Genomic DNA, 24,335 nt, shown 5'->3' on the forward strand with positions numbered 1-24,335 from the left:
CGGTTGCTTACAGGTTTTTGTAGAGCCATTTGGGCATGTAGTACTTGCGCCGGTTGAAGACGCTGCCCACCAGTTTTGCGCCCGCCTGAGTCAGGCGCTGGACTGCGGCCTGGGCCACCTCCCAGCGCGTGTCTTCGGCACGCACCACCATGATCACGCCGTCCACCAAGGTGCTGATGACCAACGTGTCGGCGGCCGAATACACCGCGTCGCCGTCGATCACCACGAAGCGATAGCGATCGCCCAACTGGTTGAGCAACGGGGCCAGCTGTTCAGTCGTCAGGTGCTCGGCGCCGCGGATGTGCCGCCCGTTCGGCAGGATGTGGAAGGGCAGGCTGGAGACGTTCACCAGGCAGTCCTGCAACAGTGGCGGCGAGGCGTTGAACAGCAGGTCGCGAAAGCCGCGTTCTTTGGTCAGCCCCAGCTGTTGCGTGAGGTTGCCCTCCGACTGGCTGGCGTCGACCAGCAGCACTTGGCCGCTGCTCATTGACGCCAGTTGGCTGGCCAGCGCCAGGGCGCTGGTGGTGGTGCCGGCGCCTGGATTGGCAGCGGTCAGGAAGAGGATCCGCAGATCCAGGTCGAGCACGGTCGAGGTCAGGTTGGACTCGCTCGGGCTGGCGATGGTCAGGCTTTTATTCGATGAACCGTCCATTTAACTCGCTCCGTGGCCGCTGAATACTTTGAAGGGGGTTTTCAACAGGATCTTCAGATCAAGCAAGAGGCTCTGCTCGGCGATATAGCTGAGGTCCAACTCAACGCGCTGGTCGAAGTCGATATTGCTGCGCCCGGATATCTGCCACAGGCCGGTCATGCCGGGGTAGATGCTCAGGCGTGCAAGGTGGCTGTCTTTGTAGCGATAAGCGTTGAACGAGGTCGGTCGGGGACCAACCAAACGCATGTCGCCGCTGACCACATTGATCAGGTTGGGCAACTCATCAAGGCTGCTGCGCCGCAGGAAGCTACCGATAGGGGTAATCCGCGGGTCGTTGTCGATCTTGAAATCGATGGCATCGGCGCCGTGCTTGTTCAGATGCCGCAAGGATTCCTTGAGCTCTTCGGCGTTGGTCACCATGGTGCGGAACTTGTACATGCCGAACAGGCGGCCGCGGTAACCGGTGCGCTTCTGCACGAACATCACCGGCCCCGGGCTGCTGAACTTGATCACCAGCGCCAGGCCCAGCAGCACAGGGGACAGCAGCAGCAGAATCACCAGCGCACCAAGGCATGCAACCACTCGGTTGGTTCGCGACAGCGTCCAGGGCCGACCACCGTCACGGCCGGTCATCCAGCCGCGGCCCTGCATGTGGATCGCCGTGTCCAGGCGCATTCGGTGTTCGGGGTCCAGGCGTTTGTCACGCAGCATGTGATTGAGCAACACGCCTTTTTCATGTCCAGTCATAGAGTCCTCCGCTGAAGCCCTTTCGCGAGTGGCGAGTGGGCGTTGCGCAGTGGGTAGTAGTCACGGAACCAGGCGATGAATCGTCCGAGTCCTTCATCCAGCTCGATCCGTGGCTGGAAACCGGTGGCCTGGGCCAGATCGCTGGCATCGGCGCAGGTGTTGAGCACGTCGCCCGGCTGCAGGGGCAGCAACTCGACGAGGGCTTTTTGTCCGAGGTGTTTTTCCAGCAGCGCCAGGTAGTCCTTGAGCTCCACTGGCTGTTGTCCGCCAATGTTGTAAATGCGCCATGGCGCCATGCTGCTGGCCGGGTCAGGTTGTTCGCGGTTCCACTCCGGTGCTGGTTGGGGGGCGCGCTCGATCAGACGGGCGATGCTCTCGATGATGTCGTCGATGTAGGTGAAATCACGCTGGTGCTGGCCGTAGTTGAACAGCTTCAGCGGCTGGCCTTCGGCAATCGCCCGGGCGAACTGGATCGGCGACATGTCTGGCCGGCCCCAAGGCCCGTACACCGTGAAAAAACGCAAACCGGTGCAGGGAATGCCGAACAGATGGCTGTAGCTGTGGGCCATCAGCTCATTGGCTTTTTTGGTCGCGGCATACAGCGACAACGGATGGTCGACGCTGTCCTTGACCGAATAAGGCGTGTGCTGATTGGCGCCATACACCGAACTGGACGAGGCATAGATCAAGTGCTTGACCGGGTGGTGGCGGCAGCTTTCGAGGATGTTCAGAAACCCGCTCAGATTGCTGTCGACGTAGGCCCGGGGATTTTCCAGGGAGTAACGCACCCCGGCCTGGGCTGCGAGGTGAATCACCACCTGCGGTTGTTCAGCGACAAACAGTGCGTCGAGGGCCGTGGCGTCGGCCACATCGACTTTCGCCAGCGGAAAATCGCCGACTTGCTTGCGCACCCAATCCACGCGGTCGTGTTTGAGTTGCGGGTCGTAGAAGTCGTTGAAATTATCCAGGCCGCATACCTCATGCCCGTCGCGCAACAGCCGCAACACGCAATGGCCGCCAATGAAACCGGCCGCTCCGGTGACGAGTATTTTCATGGCCGTGGCGCCTCGGGAGCGATGTGCCGGAGCCCGATGCCGCTGTAGTGCAAACCGGCCGCCGCCACGTGTTCCGGGTTGTAGAGGTTGCGCCCATCGACGATCACCCGCGCGCGCAGTTTGCTCGCCAGCAGGTCGAAATCGACCACACGGAAATTCTTCCACTCGGTGCAGATCACCAGCGCGTCGGCATCTTCCAGGGTGTCGTCGCGGGTGGCGCACAGGTGCAGGTCATTGCGGTAGCCGTAAATGCGCCGGCACTCGGACATGGCTTCCGGGTCGTAAGCCTGCACGCTCGCACCTTCGGCCCACAGCGCCTCCATCAGATAACGGCTGGGCGCTTCGCGCATGTCATCGGTATTGGGCTTGAAGGCCAGGCCCCAAATCGCGATGGACTTGCCGCCCAGCCCATCGGGAAACAGCGCCTGCAGTTTGCTGAAGAGGATGTGCCGTTGGCTGTCATTCACATCGGTGACGCTGCGCAGCAGACGCAATGACATGCCGTTGTGTTCGGCGGTGTGCAGCAGGGCGCGCAGGTCTTTAGGAAAGCACGAGCCGCCGAAGCCACAGCCGGGGTAGATGAAGTGGTAACCGATGCGCGGGTCCGAGCCGATGCCTTTGCGCACCGCTTCAATGTCGGCTCCCAGCAACTCGGTGAGGTTGGCCAGTTCGTTCATGAAACTGATGCGGGTGGCGAGCATTGCGTTGGCGGCGTACTTGGTCAGCTCGGCGCTGCGGTTGTCCATGAACATGAGCTTTTCGCGGTTGCGGCAGAACGGTGCATAGAGTTCGCTCAACTGGTTGCGCGCTTCATCGTCATTGGTGCCGACAATGATCCGGTCCGGGCGCATGCAATCGGCCAAGGCGCTGCCTTCCTTGAGAAACTCCGGGTTGGACACCACCCGCACGTTCAACGCTTGTTTGCCACGGCGTTGCAGTTCTTCGTTGGCAGCGCTCGCCACTTGGTCCGCGGTGCCCACCGGCACGGTGGACTTGATGATCAGGGTGCGATCGGACTCCATGAAACTGGCGATCTGCCGAGCGACATTCAGCACATGGCTGAGGTCGGCGGAACCGTCTTCATCGGCGGGAGTGCCCACCGCGATGAAAATCAGCTCCGCGTGTTCGACCGCGTCACTGGCCTGGGTGGAGAAGAGCAGGCGACCGGCCTTGATGTTGTCTTCCAGTTTGCTGGACAGTCCCGGTTCGCTGATCGGGGGCACGGCTTGTTGCAGTTGCTTGATCTTGTTGAGGTCAATGTCGACGCACAGCACGCGATGTCCGACATCGGCCAATGCCGCAGCTTGTATCAGACCGACGTAACCCGTACCAAATACGCTCACGTCCATATTGGCGTGCCTCGTAAAACGGTGGATGTAACTGAAATGAGACTGTCAAAAGGGGTATAGCCCAGCCGTGGGAAAGCGAGTCAGCAAAATGACGGGTAACGCGACCGGGAAAACCCCGGTTTCACGGGCTTTTTGCCATCAAGTGCTTGCCGCTGCTGGATTTGCCGCGGTTTTGAGGGGTTTGTAAGGGTTTTAAGAAAACGATAAACGGTCGTAGGGCTTGAAACACAAGGGTTACAGACGCTTGAGTGTGTCAGATTCGAGGCAACGTTTTTTTGACGCTTTGGGGAAAAAACCGGCATTTCTTGCGCTTCGAGGGCTCGGTGCTAGTGTCAGAAAATGGCCGACAATCCATTGGCCACGGAGGTGCTGTAATCACCATGATCCGTTACCTCAAGGAACTGCTGCTGGTTCTGTATCTACTCAAGAATTACGACGACTACCTCGATCGTCTTGACGCGCTGGGCATCGGTTTTCCGATGCTGCTGTATGGCGCAATGTTCGTCGTGCTGACAGTGGCGTTGTTCATGACCGCGTACATCCGTCAGACGCTGATCCGTCATCTGTTCGCGTTGGTGATGTCTGGCTCGGCGGTGTTCTTCGACGTCTATACGCAAGTGACTGCCGGTTACATGACCTACAGCAGTTTTGTGTCACTGGTGTATTCCGGTGGGTTCATTCAAGAGGCCGCGTACCAGTACCGCGATGCAATCATCAGCGCGATGGTCAGTGGTTTGTTGCTGCTGATCGGTATCGGGCTCAAGCCGCGGCGACGAGCGCCATTACCGGGTGCACTGTTGGTGGCGGCGCCAGTGCTCGGGGTGCTGATGCTCAGCACCGTGCTGTTCGTGCGGGCCGGCGAGGGCGCCCGTGGCTTGCCGATCATGTACACACCGTTGGCCTATCTGAATCTGTTCACCTATGAAGCGCTGCACAACACCGTCGGCCCGCGCGAGCCAGTGAGCCTGTCGCGCGTCGATCAGCCGGTGGGGCACGACATTGTGCTGATCATCGACGAGAGCATTTCCGGCAACTACCTGGACATCAACACGCCATTCGGTGTGCACAGCAATCTCAAGGAGCCGCGCCCGGGCGTGGACATCTTCAATTATGGCTACGCGGCGTCCATCGCCAATTGCAGCGCCGACACCAATGTCACCCTGCGCTACGGTGGCACCCGCGCCGACTACATGCGGATCAACAGCACATTGCCGTCGATCTGGCAGTACGCCAAAAAAGCCGGGCTGCGCACCGTTTACATCGACGCCCAGCGCACCGGCGGCAACTTGCAGAACCTGATGAACGCTGCCGAGAAAAAGGACATCGACGACTTCGTGCAATTCGACCGCACCAGCGTGCGTGAGCGCGACATGGCCGCGGCGGCCAAGCTGATCGAGCTGCTCAACGACGGTAAGCCGGAGCTGGTAGTGATCAACAAGGTCGGTGCGCATTTTCCGGTGCACGACAAGTACCCGGACGCCTTTATGGCTTACCGCCCGACATTGCCCCGTGGGCAGTTTGTCGAAGTGGTGGACACGGGCACACGCGATGGTTTCAACGGTCAACCGGATGATTGGTTGCTGTACCGCAACGCCTATAAAAATACCGTGCTGTGGAATGTCGGCGAGTTTTTCGCGCGGGTGTTTGCTCAGGCGGATTTGAGCCATGCGCTACTGATCTACACCTCGGATCACGGGCAGGATCTGCATGAGCGCGGTAACCCCGGGCTCAATACTCACTGCGGTGGTGATCCGGTGGAGGAGGAGGGGTTGGTGCCGTTGGTGGTGATTTCGGGCAGCGATTTGCAGACCCTGGACTGGCAGGCGCAATTGCCGGCCAACAAGGATCGCTCCAGTCACTACAACATCTTCCCGACGTTACTGCAGGTGATGGGTTATGACCTGGCGGGGATTGAGGCGGTGTATGGCAAACCGCTAAGTGTGCCGACGGGGGACGATTTTACCTTTAACTATCGGTTTAATGCGCGGTTGGGGGCCAAGCCGGAGTGGAAGCACATTGACCTGAACAGCATTGTGACGCCGGGGCGGGTGGTGCCGAGTGTGGCGGTGGGGCAGTGAGATTTTCGATGGAATGACCCGGCCTCATCGCGGGCAAGCCCGTTCCCACACTTTCAGTGATGTTCACAGATTTTGTGTACGACACGGACACTGTGGGAGCGGGCTTGCCCGCGAAGGCGCCAGACCGCTCAACCAACGATTATCGGGTGTACTCTCTACCTCTGGCCCCCACTCATCAAAAGAGTTTCCCCTTCATGCTTCACGTCCAGGGCGTCTTCAAAAGCTACGCCACCCCCCAAGGCCCGCTGCCGGTATTGCAAGGCGTCGACCTCACGTTGAAACCCGGTAGCAGCCTGGCGCTGATGGGGGAGTCGGGCAGTGGCAAGAGCACCTTGCTGCACCTGATCGCCGGGCTGGACAAGGTCGATCGCGGCAGCATCCGCAGCGGCGAACATCGGCTGGAGCAGATGAACGAAAGCCAATTGGCGAACTGGCGACGGACCGAAATCGGTCTGGTGTTCCAGCAGTTCAACCTGATCGGCAGTTTGCGCGTTGAAGACAATCTGGCGTTTCAGGCACGTCTGGCCGGGCGCCACGATCCACGTTGGCAGGCGCATCTGGTGCAACGTCTTGGGTTGGGAGATTTGCTGCGGCGCTATCCGGAGCAACTGTCCGGCGGGCAACAGCAGCGGGTCGCCTTAGGTCGCGCCCTGGCATCGCAACCCAAACTGCTGCTGGCCGACGAGCCCACCGGCAGCCTCGATGAAGCCACCAGTGATGAGGTGTTGAAGTTGTTGCTGGAACTGCTCGACGACAGCCCTACAACGTTGTTGATGGTCACTCACAGCCCACGGGTCGCCGCGCGGCTGGCAGACAAAGTGGTGCTGCACGGTGGCCGTCTGGCTGGCGCGGACGAGCGCTGAAGTGCGGGTTTTTCGTGAGACGCTGCGGGCGCTGCTCAGCCATTGGCGACAGCACCCGGTGCAATTTTTCAGTGTGCTGACCGGGCTCTGGCTCGCCACCAGCCTGCTGACCGGCGTGCAAGCGCTGAACAGCCAGGCGCGAGAAAGCTACGCCCGGGCCAGTCAGCTGATCGGCGGCGAACCGCAAGCCAGTCTCACTGCACTCGGCGGTGGGGTGTTTTCCCAGCAAGTGTTTGTCGACCTGCGTCGCGCGGGTTGGCCGGTATCGCCAGTGTTGCAAGGGCGAGTAACGCTCAAGGGCCATGAAGAGCAGCGCTTGCAGTTGATGGGCATTGAGCCGGTGTCGCTGCCGGCCGGTTCCGCAGTGGCCGGGCGGGCGTTGCCGATCGAGCAGGTTGTCGAGTTTTTCACCCCGCCGGGCAGCACCTGGATTTCACCGCAGACCTTGCAGGCGTTGGGCTTGCACGAAGGTGAAACCCCGATGGCCCAGAGTGGAGTCACCTTGCCGCCGCTGCGTGCCCAGACTGACATGGCGCCCGGTGTGTTGCTGGTGGACATCGGCTTCGCCCAACAGATTCTGCAATTGCCCGATCAATTGTCACGGCTGCTACTGCCCAAGGATTTCACCGCGACCCTGCCTGATGAGCTCAAGGGCCAACTCCAGTTCAAAAGCAGCGGCGAAGAAAACAACCTCGCGCGCCTGACCGAGAGCTTCCACCTGAACCTCGATGCCTTGGGTTTTCTGTCGTTCGTGGTCGGCCTGTTCATCGTTCACGCGGCGATCGGCCTGGCGCTGGAGCAACGCCGAAGCTTGCTCAGAACCCTGCGCGCCTGCGGGGTCAGTGCCCGCATGTTGATTGCCTGCCTGGCCGTCGAGCTGGGTGCTCTGGCGCTGATCGGTGGTATCGCCGGCGTCGTCAGCGGCTACCTGCTGGCCGGCGTGCTGTTGCCGGATGTGGCCGCCAGCCTGCGCGGCTTGTACGGCGCCGAAGTGCCGGGGCAGTTGAACCTCAGTCCGCTGTGGTGGTTCAGCGGTATCGGCCTGAGCCTGTTCGGCGCCTTGCTGGCCGGCGCCAACAGTTTGCTGCGGGCGGCGCGGTTGCCGTTGCTGGCGCTGGCCAATCCGCAAGCCTGGCACCTGGCCCACGCGCGCTGGTTGCGGCGCCAGGGGTGGGTCGCGGCGATGGCGGCGATGATCGCGTTATTGGCGTTGATCTTCGGCGACAGCCTGAGCAGCGGCTTCGTGTTGATGGGCGCGTTGTTGATTGGCGCCGCACTGGCCTTGCCGGTGGTGTTGAACAGCATGCTCAACTGGGTGCTTGGGCGCAGTCGTTCGGTGCTCGGCCAATGGTTTCTCGCCGACTGCCGCCAGCAACTGCCGGCCCTGAGCCTGGCCTTGATGGCGCTATTGTTGGCGCTGGCGGCAAACATCGGCGCCGGCAGCATGACCGCCGGTTTCCGTCAGACCTTCAGCAACTGGCTCGAACAACGGTTGACCGCCGAGCTGTACCTCAATCCGCAAAATCCCGCCCAGGCTCGAGAACTGCACACCTGGCTCAAACAACAACCCCACGTCAGCGCGGTGCTACCGAACTGGCAGGTATCGATCCAGTTGCAGGGCTGGCCGGCGGACGTCTTTGGCGTGATCGACCATCCGACTTATCGTCAGCACTGGCCGCTGCTGGAAGCCTTGGGTGACAACCCTTGGGAGCGACTGGCCAAGGACGACGCGCTGATGCTCAGCGAACAATTGGCCCGGCGGTTGAAGGTACGACTCGGTGATCACCTGACAATCCCGACGCCGAATGGCCCATGGTCGCCACGGATCGTCGGGATCTACGCCGACTACGGCAATCCCAAGGGGCATCTGCTGGTCAACATTAATCATCTGCTGCGCGGCTGGCCGCAATTGACGCCCAACCGTTTCAACCTGCGCATCGACCCGGCATCGATCCCTGGGTTCCTGACCGCGCTGCAAGCACGCTTCGCCCTGGACGACAGCCGTATCGTCGATCAGGTCCGGCTCAAGGGCTGGTCCACGCAAGTGTTCGAACGCACCTTCGCCGCCACCGCCGCGCTCAACAGCCTGACGCTGTGCGTCGCGGGCGTGGCGCTGTTCATCAGCCTGCTGACCCAGAGCCAGAGCCGCCTTGGGCAACTTGCGCCGCTGTGGGCTTTGGGCGTAACCCGTCGCCAATTGATGCTGTTGAACCTAGGGCAAACCTGGTTGCTGGCGGTGTTGACGCTGGTGCTGGCGTTGCCCTTGGGCATCGCGTTGGCGTGGTGCCTGGACACGGTGATCAACGTTCAGGCCTTCGGTTGGCGCTTGCCGTTGCGGGTGTTTCCGTTGCAACTGTTGCAGTTGATGGGCCTGGCGTTGCTTGCAACATTGCTCGCGTCAGCATGGCCGTTGTACTCGCTGTATCGCACGCAACCGGCGGATCTGCTGAGGACGTTTGCTCATGAAGATTAAGGTTGGCCTGTGGTTATTGGCCGCGTTGCTGAGCGGATGCGACAACACGCCTGCGCCGGAGAAAGGCTTCGCCGGCCTCGGCCATCAGGCCGCCGCATTTACCCCGGTGATACCCGGCCGGGTATTCAGCTTCCCGGCGGATCACGGCCCTCACGATGGTTTTCGCATCGAATGGTGGTACGTCACCGCCAACCTCAAAGACGATCAGGGCCAGGAATTCGGCGCGCAATGGACACTGTTTCGCAGCGCCTTGAAAGCGACACCCGAGCAACCCGGCTGGGGCAATCAGACCATCTGGCTGGGTCACGCGGCCGTGACTTCCGCCACGGTACATCACGCCGCCGAACGCTACGCCCGAGGCGGCGTCGGCCAAGCCGGCGTAAGCCTGACGCCGTTCAAGGCATGGATCGACGATTGGCATTTCAGTAGTCAGGCCACCGATGAAGATCCGCTAGCGGACCTGCAACTCAGCGCCCGTGACAAGGCTTTCAGCTACCAGCTTCGACTGACCTCCACACGTCCACTGGTGCTTCAGGGCGACAAAGGCTTCAGCCAGAAATCCGAACAAGGCCAGGCGTCGTACTACTACAGCCAGCCGTTTTTCCAGGCCAGCGGAACCCTGGAAATCGATGGCAAAACCTACACCGTCAGCGGCCCGGCCTGGCTCGACCGCGAGTGGAGCAGCCAACCCCTGACCGCCAACCAGACCGGTTGGGACTGGTTCTCCCTGCACCTGGACAGCGGCGAACAGGTCATGCTCTATCGCATGCGGCAAAAGGACGGCGCGCCATACCTCACCGGCACCTGGATCGATGCCCAAGGGCAAACGCAGTTATTGCACGCCGACGACATCAGCCTCACGCCTCAGGAGAAGACCAATGTCGCTGGCCGTTCGATGCCTGTGAGCTGGTCGATCAAAATCCCCGCCAAACACCTCGAAATCACCATCAACGCCCTCAACCCCAAGGCCTGGATGGACTTGCGCATTCCTTATTGGGAAGGACCGGTGCAGCTCAGCGGCAGTCATGGCGGGCAGGGGTATCTGGAGATGACCGGCTACTGATCCGGAACTCTCGGCGCCACGCCGTTTTCCTACGTAATGAAGCCCATTCATGGGAGCCCGCCATGAGCAACGACCTCAAACCGCCCACCCTTGCCACATGGCAGCGGCTGTTCGACGACAAAGCCTACTGGCAGCAATCCCCCGACGCGCATTACAGCGAATTGCTGCGCATCGCCGACGATCTGCTGGGGCAGGGCGCCATCGACCTTGATCAATGGCAAATTCTCAAAACCAAGGCCGATCAATCCCACAAAGACTCGCCCGCCGTGAATGTTGCCCATGAAGTCGACGATCCCGAAGCCTGAGGACATCCCCATGAATCGCAAACCGACAACTCCCTCGGAAAACCCCGACGAACCCCGGCCACCAGGCGAAGTCGAGCGCGACAACGACGCCCTGCGGCCCACCGACCCGACCCGGCGCAAGGAAAGCGGCAAGGGCACAGACAGCGGAGAATCCACCGCGCAAGAAACTGCGAACACTCCTTGATCAGCGTCTATGCAGGCGAAAATGAAAGATCTGAACGTAGAACAGAGCGTTGTGGTGATCGATACCGATAGGTCGAAAGTGACCCGCCATCCCGCAAGTTGATCATTACTTGTACATATTGATTGTTCTTGTGCTGATAGTTGTATAAGAACAATCAGTTTTAATGGTCGAACTGGTGAGTTTTGGAAGTTTGTAGACGCTTTGTAAGCAAAGCCTTACGAAATATTACGTGCATAAATTTCATGTTTGTACACGAGGACATATCGGCCAAATTCTATTAAAATCCTTCCCGTTCGCCCGGTGTCAGGGCTCTTTACCGGTGCATGGATTGCCAGGCCATTACACTGGGCGAACACCTCCTCTGGAACGCGGTGTTTAAAAGTTTCGGACATAAAAAATGGGCGACCTTGAAGTCGCCCATTTTTATTGGATGATTTAAAGCTGCGCCCGCAACCGCCGCCCGCGCAAATGCCTGCTACAACGCAGCTTCATCGCCAAGCGCCTCGCCCAGGGGAAGCGTTTCCAACCGTTGAGTCATGCTGCCAATGGGCCTTGAGCCCATTTAAACTTTAAATGGCATCCACTACCTGAGTGCTGGCCTGAAGCTGCTGCCGGTAGTTGGCTGCACGCTGAAGCACTCGGGTCAAGGCCATAAAGTTCGCCGGTTTGGTTAAAACGTCATTGGCACCAGCGGCCCTGAAACGCTCTGTCTCGCTCGAAAAAGCGCTCGCGGTGAAAGCAACGATGTAGCAAGTATCGCCCAATGGTAGTTTGCGGATTTCACGAATGGCCGCTAGCCCATCCATAACAGGCATGTTGATATCCATAAAAATGATATCTGGAGCCGAATTCATATACTGATTGACCGCCTCCAGGCCATCTGACGCAAGGTCGGGTGTATAACCTAACTCCTGTAGCATCGCCATGGCAACTTTCTGACTCACGGGATGGTTTTCCACCAGCAGGATATCGAGCGGGTAGTCCCCGGCAAAAGATGAGTCGAAACCCACCACTGCATGATCGTCCCGGATGGGTAGTTCCGAGACTGAAAAAAGCTCCATGGGGAGTGAAAAGGAGAACGTCGATCCGACGCCAGGCTGACTGGTAAAGGATAAAGTCCCCTGCTGCGCCTCGACCAGACTTTTGCAGATGGAAAGACCGAGCCCACTCCCGGTAAAGCGTTGACTGGCCGGTCCTTTAAACTGAGCAAAGGGCTTGAACAGGCTGTCTTGCCGTTCCATGGGGATACCTATGCCGGTATCGCGGATGGAGAATTCGAGTCGGGCTCGAGTGCCGTAACCGCTAGTCGTGACCATGAGCGATACCTTTCCGGCCTCGGTGAATTTAACCGCATTGCCCAGCAAGTTGATCAATATCTGGCGCAGGCAATTGGTATCGGTTTTGACCAAGGGAGGTACGTCTGGTGAGACCTGAGCCTCAAGTACAATTGGCTTGTCCTGAATGTTTTGCCGGATCATTTCAATACTGGATGAAACCAGAGCTCTGACTTCGAAGACACGAGGCTTCAATTCAAGTTTGCCTGCTTCGATTTTTGCAAGGTCGAGAATGTTGTCGATAAGAGATAGCAGGGCTCGCCCACTTGTATTGATCGTTTTTAGCAGACTGCTTTGCTCGCGATTCAGGGCGGACCTCGCCAGCAACTCCGTCGCGCCGATAACACCGTACATGGGCGTGCGAATTTCATGACTCATGGTGGCCAAAAATCTGGTCTTTGAACGATCAGCGTCCTCGGCGGCATTTTTTGCCTGATTCAATATCTCTTCGTTAATTTGCAATTGCTGGAGATGAGCGCGCATGCGAATAAGGCTGAAGACGAGAAATACCAGAATGGCCAGGATGATATGGTGCAGGGAGTCTTGATTAAGTTGCTGGTAGTAATCCGCCAACGTCATCTCCGCACCCGCAATATAAATCGTACCGTCCTGCGATTTCATCGGGACGAAGACGGCGCGAAAATCTCCCCAGTGATCCGAGTAGTCAATCCAGGTGGGTTCGGTGCGTTCAAAGCTGTCGAGCAAAGCCTGACTGGCATCCGGGTAGGGATCGAAAAAGCGTACAAAATTCTTCTCCTGTATCTCTTTTTTCGATGCGCTGGAGCTGACCAGATAAGCCTCGCCCGAGCGTTTGACCACACTGTAGACAAAAGCAGTCCCCATGGAGTCGTTGAAGCTGGAGAGCCGTTGAATGGCATTCCAGTCCTCCGCCTCGGATTTGGACTGTTTGTCGATCAGATTGTCATGGTAGCGATCGCCAAGGATGGCCGAAGCCCCCAGCGCGGCATGCAGCAGCTTGTTATTAATATTGTCAGTGAGGATCCCTTGAGTCTCGACGTAGAGGTAGTAGATATAGCCACTGACACCTACTATGTAGACCAAGAGAAAAATCCACGTTTTCCGTTTGAGTTTGAACATAAATCACAGCCTCCATACTGTAGGGCCAAGCATAATTTGAAGGCGTGGTGAAAACCATTGTTTTGTTTTTTGCTGTTTTCAGGTGAGGTGTTATTTGACCGAAGAGCCAGTTTTTTTGGTTTTTTTGCTCACGATGTTGAGTCGATTTTTTTGGATTGATCAGAAATTTAAAGACGGTTTTTAACAAACTCTTGCGAAGTACTGCGTGCATAAGTCTGGGAGGCGGAATTGACAATTTCGGATATAAAGTTGCGCTCGCAACCGCCGTCCGACCACATCCAGCAAATCGCAGCCATCGCGCAACGGGATGGCCAACACCCGCGCAAACTCTTGCAACAGCGCAGCATCACCACCAATCGCTTCGCCCAGGGAAAGCGTTTCCAACAGTTGAGTGACACTGCGAATGCGATACGCCGCCGTGTCGTGCAACACGTCGACAGGCGCTTCGATGTCGATCAGCAGGGAAGGGATCGTGCAGTCGATGCCGGTAATCGGCATGTATCGAGTCATGGTTGAGCCTGCTCAGCGTCGGACATCTCACCGGGTGGATCGAGATTGTCCAGCGCCCGGTTCACCAATAACTCGCCCAGTACGGCCAATTGCTGAATCGACAGCGCCAGACTGCGGTGCGAGCCTTCGAGCTCGCAGGCAAAGTCAGTGGTCAGCACGTTGAGCGAGGCGAGGGTTTCGCAGGCGTGGCTTAACAGGGTTTCGGCGTTGATGTTGGGGAGGAGGGTGAAGATGTGGCTGATGGGGTCGGGATTTTTTGGGTCGCGGAGCCGGGCGCTGATGGTGCGTTGGGTTGCTTGGCTGAGTTGATTGGGGTCGAGGGATTCGGGTGGAAATTTTTTCATTGTGAAGCTCCTGAAACAATGGAGCCGCAAAGCGGCATTTGCATGCCTTGATCGTGTTCGGCCTGTCAAAACCGGTCGCTGAGGTTACAGCGGCTGGGGGAGGTTATCTGGGGAGGAAGGGGTGTACAAGTTCATTGGGGGCGACGGGTTTTGTGGGAAATGTCCGATGCTTTTGTCAGCCGTCCCGAGGGGCAGAAAAATTGAGTCAGATTTGGTTTTAAGTGAACTCGGGTTTTTTATCGCTCATGTAAACTGAGGGTCCACAAAGTAGTGGATATTTCGTTGTGAATTCAATTATCGAGCTGTTGTTCGAAGCGTGAATCGTGAAGAGATTTTCGCTCTGAGTGATTCTTATGCTAAGTTTTTTCTTTTGTAGGTATATTTTTGATCGTCAGGTTGCTGATTTCGCTGCAGTTTAAACCGATGCGACATGTATTGAATTCAGCCTTTTTCCATTTTGCGGGAGGGGCGTCAGGGAGCTCTTCGATGTCAAATTCCAGTATTATCGTTGGTCTGTTGTTGTCGATATTTACTGTGGAAAGTTCAATGAAGCCGATTGGTACGGGGCTTTTGAAAATCTGATTGAAAAAAATGCTGCCATCGATATCGTTCCAGAACTTCATTTTTGCTCCTTGTGGCCAAACTTAGTGGGCAGATTTGTTTTTATGAATGCGTAAAAATAGATCCATTCTCTTTTTTTGTTGTGCTTTTTTTGATTTTTGGTTAAGGCTTCCAGAAATCAATATTCTTCATGTGTCTTTCTATGTCGTCCATATCATCTTTGCCAAGTGTGTTGTCAAAGCTCTCGCTTAGTATTCGTCGTACCTTGGCGAGTTTTTGTGTGATTTTTTCGTTGTCTATAAAGTCGGTTGTCGCACGTTGGTAGTCTGCAATAGGTTTGTCACTATAATAGCTACCCATTTTATGTAGAGATATTAATATGAACTCTATCTCTGCTAGTGCATCGAGTGCGACTCTCCGTGGATTATGATTTTTTTGTTTGTGTCTAGCATTTGTCATTTTTCCAGTTTGTTTAAAGTATTGGAAATTGCTTTGTTTAATTCTGTCCAGCTGTTTGCTTTTTCGCTAAAAATCGGGTGCTCCCAGTCATGGGCTTTAATTAAAGAAATTCTAAATGTGCCGTTTTCACAAAACTCAGGGTGCCAGCCTATGTCAATAAGCTGATCATGAGGGAAGACGGCTTGGAATAGATCCTCCTTTAAGTCATCAACGATCATCGAAGTATCAGCAAGCTGATTGAGGTGGGATATATCATCAAATGATATTGTTCCGCCAAGCTCAATTATTTTTTTAGTGTCCATTCAATTTCTCTTCGTCTTTGCTCAAGGTGGCAAAGTTGTTTCATGAGCGAGTAGAAAATAAATCTGTCCTGCCTTCGTCTTCATAGGACTATTTTAAGTAAGAAAACTTTGGATTGAAGATCGTCTGGCCTTTGCACGGAGCTAGGGAGACGCTGAACAATTAACCCGTTCGCGCCGTCCCTCCATTTTCAAACCGTTTTTTCAACCCATCGGCCTTATTCTTCGTTTCTGGGGCCGATATCTGCCCTCATTTTGCTGATTTGCGGGCCAGTCTCGCCTTTCAGACGGATTTATCCCGCCGCCCGTTGCAAATACCGCTTGGCCAGCATCAGATTGGCCAACCCAAACAGACTGAACAACTGCGCCGTATTCTTTTCCAGTCCACGGTAGCGAACCTTTCGGTAATTGAAACGCACCTTGATCACCTGGAACGGGTGCTCGACCTTGGCACGCAGTTGCGCCTTGGCGTATTCGATCTTGCGCTTGACCCGGAACAGCAAGCTGCCTTTGCCGTGGTGCTGGTAACTGCTTGGCCGTGCTGCAATCGACCAAATAACGTCCCGTTCAGCATGCTCCGGTCGCTTGGCCGCACCGGTGTATCCAGCATCACCCGAAACATAGGTTTCGGCACCGTGCAGCAACTGGTCGACCTGGGTGATATCCGCCACGTTGGCGGCCGTCCCGACCAAGCTGTGTACCAGCCCCGACGTGGCATCGACACCAATGTGGGCCTTCATCCCGAAGTGCCACTGATTGCCTTTTTTAGCCTGATGCATCTCAGGGTCGCGCTTGCCTTCTCGGTTCTTGACCGAGGGCGGCGCGGCGATCAGGGTGGCATCGACAAGGGTGCCTTCCTTGAGCAGCAAACCCTGGCTGGCCAGATGCTGGTTAATCGTTTCAAACAGCACCCGCGTCAGATGATGGTTTTCCAGCAAGCGGCGAAATCGCAGCAAGGTGGTGGCATCCGGTGCCGACTCACGGCCCAAGTCGATGCCGATAAAACCACGAATGGCCTGGCTGTCGTAGACGGCATCTTCGGTACCTTCATCGGAGAAACCGAAACACTGCTGCACGACATACATGCGCAGCATGCGCGACAACCCAATTGCAGGGCGCCCGCGCTTGCCTGTGGTGTCGCCATAGAACGGAACCACTTGCGCCTCCAGTTGTGCCCAGGGCACCAGCTGTTCAAGGTCAGCTAAGAAGCGATCGCGACGAGTCTGCTTTTTCTTGCCGGCGTATTCGAATTCGGAGAAGGTCTTCTGCACGTGCGTAACAAGGCTCACGGAGAGGGGGCTGGTGGGGGGCTCAGTGTGCCAAGGGTGAGGACGGTTGGCTATTTTTGCAGCGTCTCCCTAGCTCGCTAACCTCAAGTTTAGATTCCGATCGCAGATGATCTAGGGCTTCTTGTGGAGTAAAAAAATTCTTGGATTCTTCCTTTAAATATTCTTCCATGGTTATTTTTGAGTCGTAGATTTCGCTTGAGTATGTTTTATATTTTTCTTCATGCTTTTGTATTGCAATCGAAAGCCAAAGGACGTCATTTTCAGTATCTAGCTTTCCTCGGCCCCCCACCTGTTTGCCGGCCTCTATCCAGTTGATAATTTTTTCATCCGTATTCATGTTGCCTTCCGAATACTGATGACGATTTTGGGGGGCATGAGTGCGTAGAAAATAAATATATCCCATTTTCTTTTCTTTCTCTTCTTTTTTTCGATTCGCCTTTCAGTCTAGCGGATAGTCACATGTCCAAGGTGGAGTGAATAGCTCTGGATCGATGTTGTTCTCTTGAAGGTAGTCATTTATCTCTTCTTCGGTTTCTAATGTTTGACACTTGATAATGGTAGTGTCACTGCTTCCAATGCTATCTCTTGTTTCAATTATTAACTTAGGTATTGTGAAGTCTATTGCTACATATTTTGAATTTTTTGCGTCTTCCAAGAACTTATAATAGAGTTCTCCTGGGTATCTGTTTGTAAAATTCAAATGGTATACCGCGTATATAGCAATCCATCTGCGTAAGGAGTCGTCGTTTGTAGTGAGTTCTTGCGCGATTTCTGTATACGATTTCGCTTCCAGACCCCACCAGACTTTTCTTGGAATTATTTTTGGATTGCTCATTTTTGACCTTTAAATGGATTTGGCCAGTAGATTCGAATTGCTTCACCTTTGACAGGGTGTAGTTGTAAGTGTGGGCGATCACCATGAGGATCATTGGGGTCGTGGTTTGCCATGGTGACTTTCCTTGCAAAAAAGGGGACAGATTTTATTTTTATGAGCGCAGAAATATATCTGTCCCCTTTTCTGAGAAAAATGGGAGGCTTATGAGTTCGAAAGTAAATTTAGTTCTCCTACCCCATTATTTACCTTAATTTTCGAGCATGTATGTCTCGATTTTACTTATGTATTCTTGTTTGCTTTTTGTTTTAAAAATCTCAATGGTTTGTACAGAGTCGCCGATAGGCTCGCCTTTTTTGTCGTATTTTATTGTTAAAAACTCAACGACGAACTCACCGTCAGGATCCCCCTCAGGTTCGACTCGTGAGTCAAAGCAATATCCTGTGCCTTTACGGGCGCCACCCAACAATACAGAGCTGCTGAACCAATGTGCTGTTTCTGGTTTTAGGTCTACTTCAAAAAGATTGTTTATGGTAATGGTCCAGCCACTGGGCACTCTAATAGGCTGCAGCTCGAACTCTAGTTTCTTTTTCATTTGACTTTTCCCATGTATTTTTTAACTTGCTGGGGGGGAGCTGGGAAGCTATGGATAACGGGTTTATTGCCGCCATTAGTTAATTCGATTCTTACCCGGTGTGTGAGTTGTCCTTAGTAGAAAAAGGGGGCAGATTTATTTTCATGCGCATAGAAAATAAATCTGTCTCCTTTCTCAATGTTGGCGGTGCTAGTCCGTGAATTCTAAGTGAGATTGTCAGCGCCCCAATAAAATTTAAAAAAACCTGAATTTTAAAGGGCGAAAATCTAAATGTGAGGTTAATTGGCCTTTTTTGATTGTGTAAAAAAATATAAGTTGGAGGTGGAATTGTCTATTTTTTTAACCATATTTTCTTGGATGTATTGGTTTAACTCTGATTCAACTGTAGCGAGGTTTGTGTATTTTGCATGTTTCTCTGGGAATTCGCATGCATAGTTATACAAGCGCCATGCGTCGAATCCATCGGTTCTTTCATTTGGCCCGAAATCGAAATCCACACAGTACTCTGGGTATTCGATCATGCATCCGTTCCCATGTAATTGATAGCTTACACCCTTAAAAATCTCTCCTCGTTGAGCTATTTTATTGTCATGCCATAATTGGTGTAGTGATCTCGAGCCGAATTTGTCTTCAAGCAATTTCAGTGAAGCTTCCACGGCGCTTAAAAAATCAAAAATTAGTGATTCCAGGTCCTTGTTCATCATCTTCTGGGTCGCTCCAGTCTATCGTTACCAACATACTTTGCCGACTCTAGTACATCTTCGGTGGTGGCGTAATTTTTATTTCCATACTCTTTTAAGTCGGTGATGAGTCTGATACTTACCGGAGTATGAGTTCGCCGTGCTGCCGCCGCTCGATGATGTCCATCTATTATGTAGTAGCTACCTTCGTGTTCTACAACATCTATAGGTTGACCCTTGTTGAAACCATTTGTGCGCATGTCACTTGCGATGTTCTCTACTCTCTTAGTAGAGCTTTTCCCTTCGATGCTATGAGTGCGGTTCAGTATATTCGGGTCAACATCATGCATGACTACTGGAGGTTTTGGGCCACCATCGTTCGTTTCCGATTTTTCTTCGAAACGTTCTTGTGATTTTTCTGACTTGGTTCCACCAGATCCAGGGCATTCGCTCAAACCCAAAGGATCCACCCAGCCCGTAGGGTTTCGTACGTACTGGTAGCCGTTTAACCCACCCGCAAGCTTGATCGGATCCGGCGTCAGAAACCGTCCAGTCCCCGGATTGTAGTAGCGATGCCGGTTGTAATGTAACCCTGTCTCGGCATCGAAATACTGGCCCTGAAAGCGCAACGGGTTGTCGATTTCGGCGACGTCCAACGCAGCGAGGTTGCCGTAGGCGCGGTACTTGGCCGACCACATGATTTCGCCGCTGTAGTCAGTGAGTTCCTGCGGGGTGCCGAGGTGGTCGAGTTGGTAGTAGAACGGCGCGGCCTTCAGCGGGCCTTCAGCGGGCCTTCGCCGTCGAGCATCGCCAGCGGGCGGAAGCTGCCGGGTTCGTAGACGTAGCTGCGATAGCGGTTGTCGCCGCTCTCGGCGATGAGGCGTTCGCCTTGCCAGAGGAATTCGGTGGTATGGCCGTCGACGGTCTTTTCGATGCGTCGGCCGAAGGCGTCGTACTTGTAGGATGCGACGCTGCCACCCGGCAGGCTGACGCCGATCAGGCGATGTTGGCAGTCGTAACGGTACTCGGTAACGAGTTTCTGCCCGGCGCCTCGGCGTTCGCGGATCAGGTTGCCGTAGGCGTCGTAGTCGTAATGACGGTCGCCCTGCATCAGCAGGCGGTTGCCCTTGACGTTGGCCAGGGTCGCGGTCGGCTCGTTGTTTTGGCCGAGGAGGTTGCCCGCCGGGTCGTGGGCGAAGCTTTCAGGCGTAGCGCCGCGTACATTGATCAGGCGGTCAAGCGGATCATAGTGATAGCTGCGGTGGCCTTTGCGGCTGTCGTCGATGCCGGCGAGGTTGCCATTGGCGTCGTAGGTGTAGCGGCGCTGGAACAGATTCTTTTCGCGCTGGCTGACGCTGTGTGCTTGCAACCGACCCTGTTCGTCGTACTGGTATTGGCTGAGCAGCAGCCCTTGTTGGCGCTGTTGTTCGCGGCCGGCGTTGAACTGGTGGCTGGTCAGGCGCGAGCCGTTGAGGTCGATGCTGCTCAGCTGGCCGCCAGGCTGGTGGCGGTAATCGAGCTTGCTGCCGTCCGGGAGGCGGCAGTGTTTCAGTTGGCCGACGTTGTCGTACTCGTAGCGCAGAGTGCCCCAGCCCTGGTGTTCGGTGATCAGGCGATCTTGCAGATCGTATTCGTAGGCGAGGGGCCAGTGGCTGTCGTCGACGTTGACAAGGCGCCCGAGGGAGTCATAGCTGTAGTGAATTTCTTCACCGTCAGCCAGGGTTTTCACCAGCAGACGGCCAGCAGTGTCGCGCTGGTACTCGGTGATCAGCTCGCTGCCGTCGTCGCCGAATTCAGTTTTCTTCAGCAGTTGGCCATTGAGATCGTACTCGTAAGCGGTACGGCGACCGTCGAAACCGGTTTCCTGCTGGATCAGGCCGTTCGGGTAATAGTCGAGGCGGTAGTGCTCGCCACGTTCGTTTTCGATCTCGGTGAGCAGCAGGCGCGAGTTGTCGTAGCGGTAGCGCAGCTGGCTGCCGTCGGGGTTGATGCGGCGGCTCACGAGGTGCAGGTTGTCTGCGTATTCGTAGCGGGTGATGCGCCCGAGTTCATCCCGTTCGGCGGTGACGCGACCATACGGGTTATAGGTGAAGGCGCGGGTGGCGCCGCCCGGGAGGGTGATTTGTGTCAGGCGATCAACGGCATCCCATTGGTAATGGGTGATGGCGCCGGTTTCTTCCTGACGGGTGATCTGCCGGCCCAAGGCATCGTAGCGGTACTTGCGCTGACCGCCATCGGGCAGGCGCTCTTCCAGTAGTTGGCCGAGGTTGTTCCAACCCAGTTGATGACGACTGCCATCGGGATGGCGGATTTCCAGCAAGCGGCCTTGACGGTCGTAGTTGTAGTGGGTTTCGGCGCCGTGAGGGTCTGTTTGCTGGGTGATATCGCCTTGACGGTTGCGCTCGTACTTCCAGCGCGCTTTACCTCGCTGGACATCAATGAGTTGACCATTGAAGTAGTTGTAACGGGTCGGTTCGTCTTCTGGCGGGATCACGGCCATCAAGCGCCCGGCATCGCTGTACTGATACTCGGTGATGGCGCCCATCGGGTCTTTTACTGCGATCAGGCGACCCTGATCGTCATAGGCTTTCTGCGTTTCCCCACCATCGGGAGCGGTCTCGCTGATCAAACGCGCATTCTTGTCATGCACGTACACATGCTCGCTGCCGTCGGAGTTGTAAGCAGTCACTGAACCTTTGTCATCCCACTCGTAACGCGCTTCCAGCTGCGAGTAGTTAGCCCAGTGGCGGATGCAACGGGAAAGCTTGCCTTCACGCTCCCATTCCCAGAAAAAACTGGCACCACCGGCCAGTTGCCGTTCCAGAATGACGTGCTGGTCGTTGTAGTGGTAATGCTCGGTTTCACCTGCCGCATTGGTCGAGGATACGAGCTGATTACGTGTGTTGTAGCGGTAGGAGACCAAGGTCTGAATGGTTAGCCATGGATCCTGGCGTTCACCGCGGTCGTTGTACTCGGAGCGTTGTTGCTGATGATCCACCGCGGCGATATGACGATCGTCGTAACGCAACAGCAAGGCGCGGCCTGCACCGTTGTCGACGCGTTGAATACGGTCGACAAAGTCATAACTGATATGCACCCGATTGTCGTAGGCATCGCTGATGCTGATCAATCGCCCGGCACGGAAGTGATAGAAGCGTGCTTTTGGTCCCGCCTGGGTAAGGATTAACTCACCGGGTGCATCGCCCAAATAAATCGCCGCCTGCGCCAGGCTGTTGGTGATAGCCGGGCGTTGTTCGGTTGGCATCGGGAAGCGAATCTGGCGGTTTTCGTTGTCCGTCCACAGCACACCTTCATCGTCCAGCTGCAAACGATGAGACAAGGAATGGCTCCAACCATGGCCAAGACGGCTGTCGATTTCGACCGCACTGCTTCGGTAAAGGCGCGTCCATTCCAGAGGCAACAACCCACCCAGCTCGCCGTCGGAGAGGGTCAGCAATTCCTCGCCGGTCACCATCGAAATCGGGTCGTCTTTGAGGCAGGTTTTGTTGGCACACTCGGTGGGTTGGTCAGCCGGGTTTTTCGATTGGTTTGGCGCGTTGTCGACCGCCTCTTTTTGTTCGACGCGTGTGGCGCTTTCAGTTTTGCCGCGCGCCTGAATCTGCGCATCCGTTTCCAATTTGCCACCGGCGACAGGTGGCTTTTTCTTTGGCGCCGTTGCTGTTTCGGCAGGTTTGGGTGGGGTGATCTCAACGTTGGCTTTACGCGCCGGGTTGAATGCCGAATTGCCATTAAGCAGTAAAGGCCGAGCAGCCTCGGTATGCGGTGTGGCGCTTGTTTTGCTGACTTTCATCAGCATGCCGGTAAAATCTTCAATCAGTTTCACAACTTTGGCGCTGTTTTGCGTGGCTTTAACTACCTTCGTGCCAATGCGCACGGCCAGGCCGAGACCACCGGTCAGGACCACACCGACCAGAATGTTCAGCAGGAACTCTGTGGTCAGCTGAGCCAGCACTTCTGTGCATGTCTGCGGCGGCAGCATCTTCACCCAGGCCATGATGGCGGCAACGTAGATCCACATCAGTGGTTCATCGCTGGCGATCAACAAGGCGGTGTGAATGGCCTCAGCGGAGGCGTCATAAATCTTCTTGATTTGCTCTTCGGTGAAGAAGTTTTTCAGCTTCTCGTAGTTCTCACGAGGATGCGCAACCAGGTTGTAGAGGCTTTTGATATCGCCCCACAGACCCATGATCGCTTTCAGAAAGCCTTCCCATGCGGCCTCCAGTTCCTGCAGGGCACGGCCACCCATCGAGGCATCGGTATGTGCCTGCCAAAGCGGTAGGAAACTGGTGCTCCATTCAGTCTGCAACCAGCCGCTCAAATCGCCGATCACGCCCTGATAGGAATTGAACAGGCTGTCGATCTGCGCGCGAGTAGGATTCGGGAAGAACGTGATTTTGTATTGCTGATTGGGCGTGAGGCCGGTGACTTCCAGAATCCCGGTCGAGTCGATTGTCTTGTTGATTTCCGGTCCGGCTTCGTTCTTGCCAATGAACCGGCCATCCACCACAGGCACCAGACGGACCGGCGTATTGCCGATCGGAACAAATCGCGCAGACTCGAAGCTATGCACAAGCGTGAGCTTGCCGTTGGCCGGGCAGTTGGCATAAAGGGTGTTTTCCTTTTTGCTGTCCTTGTCCTGAGTGTGGACCTCATCACCGACCTTGAATTGCTGTTCCGCGTCCAGCACACCGCCGTACCAGGCCTCGGCATGTTCACGATAATCCTTCAGGCACTTCTTGAAGTCACTGATGATGGCCTGAGCATCAGGTTGTTTTGCCGTGAGGTTGCCTACGATCTCACCCATCAAAATGCTCATACAGCCACCTCATTTTCCAGATGGGCCTTCAACAGCCCGGTGAAATTTTCTTCCGTGAGCGGCGTGCGTTTTACGAAGCGCGCCACTTTTGTTCGTAAGTTGGATTCGGGGAGCGAGAAGTACAGGTCGGCGTGATCCTCCTTCAACCACTGCATCATGTTGCCGACTACGGTCGATGGGTTTTGCTTGGTCAGGCCATCAAGCAACGCCTTCGGCACCTCCCACCAAGGCCAATCCTTCGCCGGTGGCACCACCCTCGGCCCAACCTCCAGGCTCTTGCCATTAATCAAATACCGATCAAACACCGGCAGCACTTCCCCAGCGGCATCGCCGAGTCCTTCCAGAATCGGGTAGATATGCCGCCCATCCCAGAACCGGAAAAACACTTCGGTCCCATCCGGCATCCGAACCTGCGTGAGGCTACGCAGATGTTCGAACACCACGTTCGGTTCGCTGCTGGAAACGGCCAGCCACCCCCAATCGAGGGCGTCCGTTTCGGCAATCCATGGCAGGAAGCTTGAGTTGGGTTTCAACTCGGTGAGGTAGGGCATCACTGGCTGCCAAGCCGCGTAGGGTGTACCGCCCCAGATCGGGATCGCCTGGATTGTGGGTTCATTTTGGTAGAGCGTCTTGAGCGCTTCGGCATCGCTGGCGGCGCTGACGATCAGGTACAAACGTTCGCCCGTCTGCAACGGCCGTTCAGCCAACCAAGCCTGTGGAGTCATCGG

Annotated in this window: 21 protein-coding genes and 1 pseudogene; 6 read left to right on the forward strand and 16 right to left on the reverse strand. The window is 55.6% G+C overall.

Translation table 11 applies throughout. The features are described from left to right. Positions 1–7: 7 nt before the first annotated feature. From AB7M26_RS15745 to AB7M26_RS15760, 4 genes are read right to left on the reverse strand one after another with little or no spacing between them, the layout of a single operon-like run. Positions 8–652, reverse strand: coding sequence for a CpsD/CapB family tyrosine-protein kinase (locus AB7M26_RS15745; RefSeq protein ID WP_123497613.1), 645 nt, complete (start codon positions 650–652; stop codon positions 8–10). Continuing rightward, positions 653–1,399, reverse strand: coding sequence for a sugar transferase (locus tag AB7M26_RS15750; protein ID WP_008073318.1), 747 nt, complete (start codon positions 1,397–1,399; stop codon positions 653–655). Continuing rightward, entirely contained in the window at positions 1,396–2,454 is a 1,059-nt protein-coding gene (locus tag AB7M26_RS15755) for an NAD-dependent epimerase (RefSeq protein WP_429385141.1), read from the reverse strand. The genes AB7M26_RS15750 and AB7M26_RS15755 overlap by 4 nt, the downstream gene beginning before the upstream one ends. Next, a complete protein-coding gene (locus AB7M26_RS15760; protein WP_429385143.1) occupies positions 2,451–3,803 on the reverse strand; it encodes a UDP-glucose dehydrogenase family protein in 1,353 nt (450 codons plus the stop codon). The genes AB7M26_RS15755 and AB7M26_RS15760 overlap by 4 nt, the downstream gene beginning before the upstream one ends. Positions 3,804–4,183: 380 nt before the next feature. Here AB7M26_RS15760 and AB7M26_RS15765 point away from each other — a divergent pair, with 380 nt between their 5' ends. From AB7M26_RS15765 to AB7M26_RS15790, 6 genes are all read left to right on the forward strand, one after another. Next, on the forward strand, positions 4,184–5,881 hold the full coding sequence (locus AB7M26_RS15765; protein ID WP_429385144.1) for a sulfatase-like hydrolase/transferase: 1,698 nt from the start codon (positions 4,184–4,186) through the stop codon (positions 5,879–5,881). Between the two features lie 194 nt (positions 5,882–6,075). Continuing rightward, positions 6,076–6,744 (forward strand): ABC transporter ATP-binding protein, encoded by a 669-nt coding sequence (locus tag AB7M26_RS15770; RefSeq protein WP_048394989.1) that lies wholly within the window; start codon positions 6,076–6,078, stop codon positions 6,742–6,744. Between the two features lies 1 nt (position 6,745). Further along, the gene (locus AB7M26_RS15775; RefSeq protein WP_123497809.1) at positions 6,746–9,217 is read left to right on the forward strand and encodes an ABC transporter permease; all 2,472 of its coding nucleotides are present in this window, start codon (positions 6,746–6,748) and stop codon (positions 9,215–9,217) included. Further along, on the forward strand, positions 9,207–10,280 hold the full coding sequence (locus AB7M26_RS15780; RefSeq protein ID WP_123497605.1) for a lipocalin-like domain-containing protein: 1,074 nt from the start codon (positions 9,207–9,209) through the stop codon (positions 10,278–10,280). Before AB7M26_RS15775 ends, AB7M26_RS15780 begins: the two co-directional genes overlap by 11 nt. Positions 10,281–10,342: 62 nt before the next feature. Continuing rightward, positions 10,343–10,585 carry a hypothetical protein gene (locus AB7M26_RS15785; RefSeq protein ID WP_007900692.1) on the forward strand — a complete coding sequence of 81 codons (243 nt, stop codon included), beginning with the start codon at positions 10,343–10,345 and terminating at the stop codon, positions 10,583–10,585. Between the two features lie 10 nt (positions 10,586–10,595). Then, positions 10,596–10,769, forward strand: coding sequence for a hypothetical protein (locus AB7M26_RS15790; RefSeq protein WP_185022158.1), 174 nt, complete (start codon positions 10,596–10,598; stop codon positions 10,767–10,769). A 569-nt stretch (positions 10,770–11,338) separates the two neighbouring features. Here the strand turns inward: AB7M26_RS15790 and AB7M26_RS15795 are convergent. The 12 genes and pseudogenes from AB7M26_RS15795 to AB7M26_RS15850 form a co-directional block, all read right to left on the reverse strand. After that, positions 11,339–13,201 (reverse strand): ATP-binding protein, encoded by a 1,863-nt coding sequence (locus tag AB7M26_RS15795; RefSeq protein WP_123497603.1) that lies wholly within the window; start codon positions 13,199–13,201, stop codon positions 11,339–11,341. 180 nt (positions 13,202–13,381) lie between these two features. Continuing rightward, positions 13,382–13,711: a hypothetical protein gene (locus AB7M26_RS15800; protein WP_123497601.1), complete on the reverse strand. Its 330-nt coding sequence runs from the start codon at positions 13,709–13,711 to the stop codon at positions 13,382–13,384. Continuing rightward, on the reverse strand, positions 13,708–14,055 hold the full coding sequence (locus tag AB7M26_RS15805) for a DUF6124 family protein (RefSeq protein ID WP_123497599.1): 348 nt from the start codon (positions 14,053–14,055) through the stop codon (positions 13,708–13,710). Before AB7M26_RS15805 ends, AB7M26_RS15800 begins: the two co-directional genes overlap by 4 nt. 356 nt (positions 14,056–14,411) lie before the next feature. Beyond that, complete coding sequence (locus tag AB7M26_RS15810; RefSeq protein ID WP_259698693.1) at positions 14,412–14,678, reverse strand: immunity 50 family protein; 267 nt, start codon at positions 14,676–14,678, stop codon at positions 14,412–14,414. 393 nt (positions 14,679–15,071) lie between these two features. Beyond that, a complete protein-coding gene (locus AB7M26_RS15815) occupies positions 15,072–15,377 on the reverse strand; it encodes a hypothetical protein (RefSeq protein WP_123497597.1) in 306 nt (101 codons plus the stop codon). A gap of 290 nt (positions 15,378–15,667) precedes the next feature. Continuing rightward, positions 15,668–16,645 (reverse strand): IS5 family transposase, encoded by a 978-nt coding sequence (locus AB7M26_RS15820; protein ID WP_123501377.1) that lies wholly within the window; start codon positions 16,643–16,645, stop codon positions 15,668–15,670. A 40-nt stretch (positions 16,646–16,685) separates the two neighbouring features. Further along, positions 16,686–17,000, reverse strand: a complete 315-nt coding sequence (locus AB7M26_RS15825) for a hypothetical protein (RefSeq protein ID WP_148050156.1) — start codon at positions 16,998–17,000, stop codon at positions 16,686–16,688. 102 nt (positions 17,001–17,102) lie between these two features. After that, positions 17,103–17,498, reverse strand: coding sequence for a hypothetical protein (locus AB7M26_RS15830; protein ID WP_007900675.1), 396 nt, complete (start codon positions 17,496–17,498; stop codon positions 17,103–17,105). 247 nt (positions 17,499–17,745) lie between these two features. After that, complete coding sequence (locus AB7M26_RS15835) at positions 17,746–18,090, reverse strand: hypothetical protein (protein ID WP_123499714.1); 345 nt, start codon at positions 18,088–18,090, stop codon at positions 17,746–17,748. Positions 18,091–18,368: 278 nt separating this feature from the next. After that, positions 18,369–18,794 carry a DUF6896 domain-containing protein gene (locus AB7M26_RS15840; RefSeq protein ID WP_123499713.1) on the reverse strand — a complete coding sequence of 142 codons (426 nt, stop codon included), beginning with the start codon at positions 18,792–18,794 and terminating at the stop codon, positions 18,369–18,371. Beyond that, a pseudogene (locus AB7M26_RS15845) lies at positions 18,791–23,607 on the reverse strand (RHS repeat-associated core domain-containing protein). Before AB7M26_RS15845 ends, AB7M26_RS15840 begins: the two are co-directional and overlap by 4 nt. Continuing rightward, positions 23,604–24,332, reverse strand: coding sequence for a DUF4123 domain-containing protein (locus AB7M26_RS15850; protein ID WP_429388859.1), 729 nt, complete (start codon positions 24,330–24,332; stop codon positions 23,604–23,606). The pseudogene AB7M26_RS15845 and the gene AB7M26_RS15850 overlap by 4 nt, the downstream one beginning before the upstream one ends. Positions 24,333–24,335: the final 3 nt, after the last annotated feature.

The sequence above is a fragment of the Pseudomonas sp. F-14 TE3482 genome, from assembly GCF_053629455.1.

Excerpts from the sequence above, each read along its gene's own strand:
- AB7M26_RS15765 (WP_429385144.1), top strand. The coding sequence starts at position 4,184 with ATGATCCGTTACCTCAAGGAACTGCTGCTGGTTCTGTATCTACTCAAG.
- AB7M26_RS15750 (WP_008073318.1), bottom strand. The coding sequence starts at position 1,399 with ATGACTGGACATGAAAAAGGCGTGTTGCTCAATCACATGCTGCGTGAC.
- AB7M26_RS15815 (WP_123497597.1), bottom strand. The coding sequence starts at position 15,377 with ATGGACACTAAAAAAATAATTGAGCTTGGCGGAACAATATCATTTGAT.
- AB7M26_RS15770 (WP_048394989.1), top strand. The coding sequence starts at position 6,076 with ATGCTTCACGTCCAGGGCGTCTTCAAAAGCTACGCCACCCCCCAAGGC.
- AB7M26_RS15825 (WP_148050156.1), bottom strand. The coding sequence starts at position 17,000 with ATGAATACGGATGAAAAAATTATCAACTGGATAGAGGCCGGCAAACAG.
- AB7M26_RS15790 (WP_185022158.1), top strand. The coding sequence starts at position 10,596 with ATGAATCGCAAACCGACAACTCCCTCGGAAAACCCCGACGAACCCCGG.
- AB7M26_RS15830 (WP_007900675.1), bottom strand. The coding sequence starts at position 17,498 with ATGAGCAATCCAAAAATAATTCCAAGAAAAGTCTGGTGGGGTCTGGAA.
- AB7M26_RS15785 (WP_007900692.1), top strand. The coding sequence starts at position 10,343 with ATGAGCAACGACCTCAAACCGCCCACCCTTGCCACATGGCAGCGGCTG.
- AB7M26_RS15835 (WP_123499714.1), bottom strand. The coding sequence starts at position 18,090 with ATGAAAAAGAAACTAGAGTTCGAGCTGCAGCCTATTAGAGTGCCCAGT.
- AB7M26_RS15795 (WP_123497603.1), bottom strand. The coding sequence starts at position 13,201 with ATGTTCAAACTCAAACGGAAAACGTGGATTTTTCTCTTGGTCTACATA.
- AB7M26_RS15755 (WP_429385141.1), bottom strand. The coding sequence starts at position 2,454 with ATGAAAATACTCGTCACCGGAGCGGCCGGTTTCATTGGCGGCCATTGC.
- AB7M26_RS15805 (WP_123497599.1), bottom strand. The coding sequence starts at position 14,055 with ATGAAAAAATTTCCACCCGAATCCCTCGACCCCAATCAACTCAGCCAA.
- AB7M26_RS15840 (WP_123499713.1), bottom strand. The coding sequence starts at position 18,794 with ATGATGAACAAGGACCTGGAATCACTAATTTTTGATTTTTTAAGCGCC.
- AB7M26_RS15800 (WP_123497601.1), bottom strand. The coding sequence starts at position 13,711 with ATGACTCGATACATGCCGATTACCGGCATCGACTGCACGATCCCTTCC.
- AB7M26_RS15780 (WP_123497605.1), top strand. The coding sequence starts at position 9,207 with ATGAAGATTAAGGTTGGCCTGTGGTTATTGGCCGCGTTGCTGAGCGGA.
- AB7M26_RS15850 (WP_429388859.1), bottom strand. The coding sequence starts at position 24,332 with ATGACTCCACAGGCTTGGTTGGCTGAACGGCCGTTGCAGACGGGCGAA.
- AB7M26_RS15760 (WP_429385143.1), bottom strand. The coding sequence starts at position 3,803 with ATGGACGTGAGCGTATTTGGTACGGGTTACGTCGGTCTGATACAAGCT.
- AB7M26_RS15745 (WP_123497613.1), bottom strand. The coding sequence starts at position 652 with ATGGACGGTTCATCGAATAAAAGCCTGACCATCGCCAGCCCGAGCGAG.
- AB7M26_RS15810 (WP_259698693.1), bottom strand. The coding sequence starts at position 14,678 with ATGAAGTTCTGGAACGATATCGATGGCAGCATTTTTTTCAATCAGATT.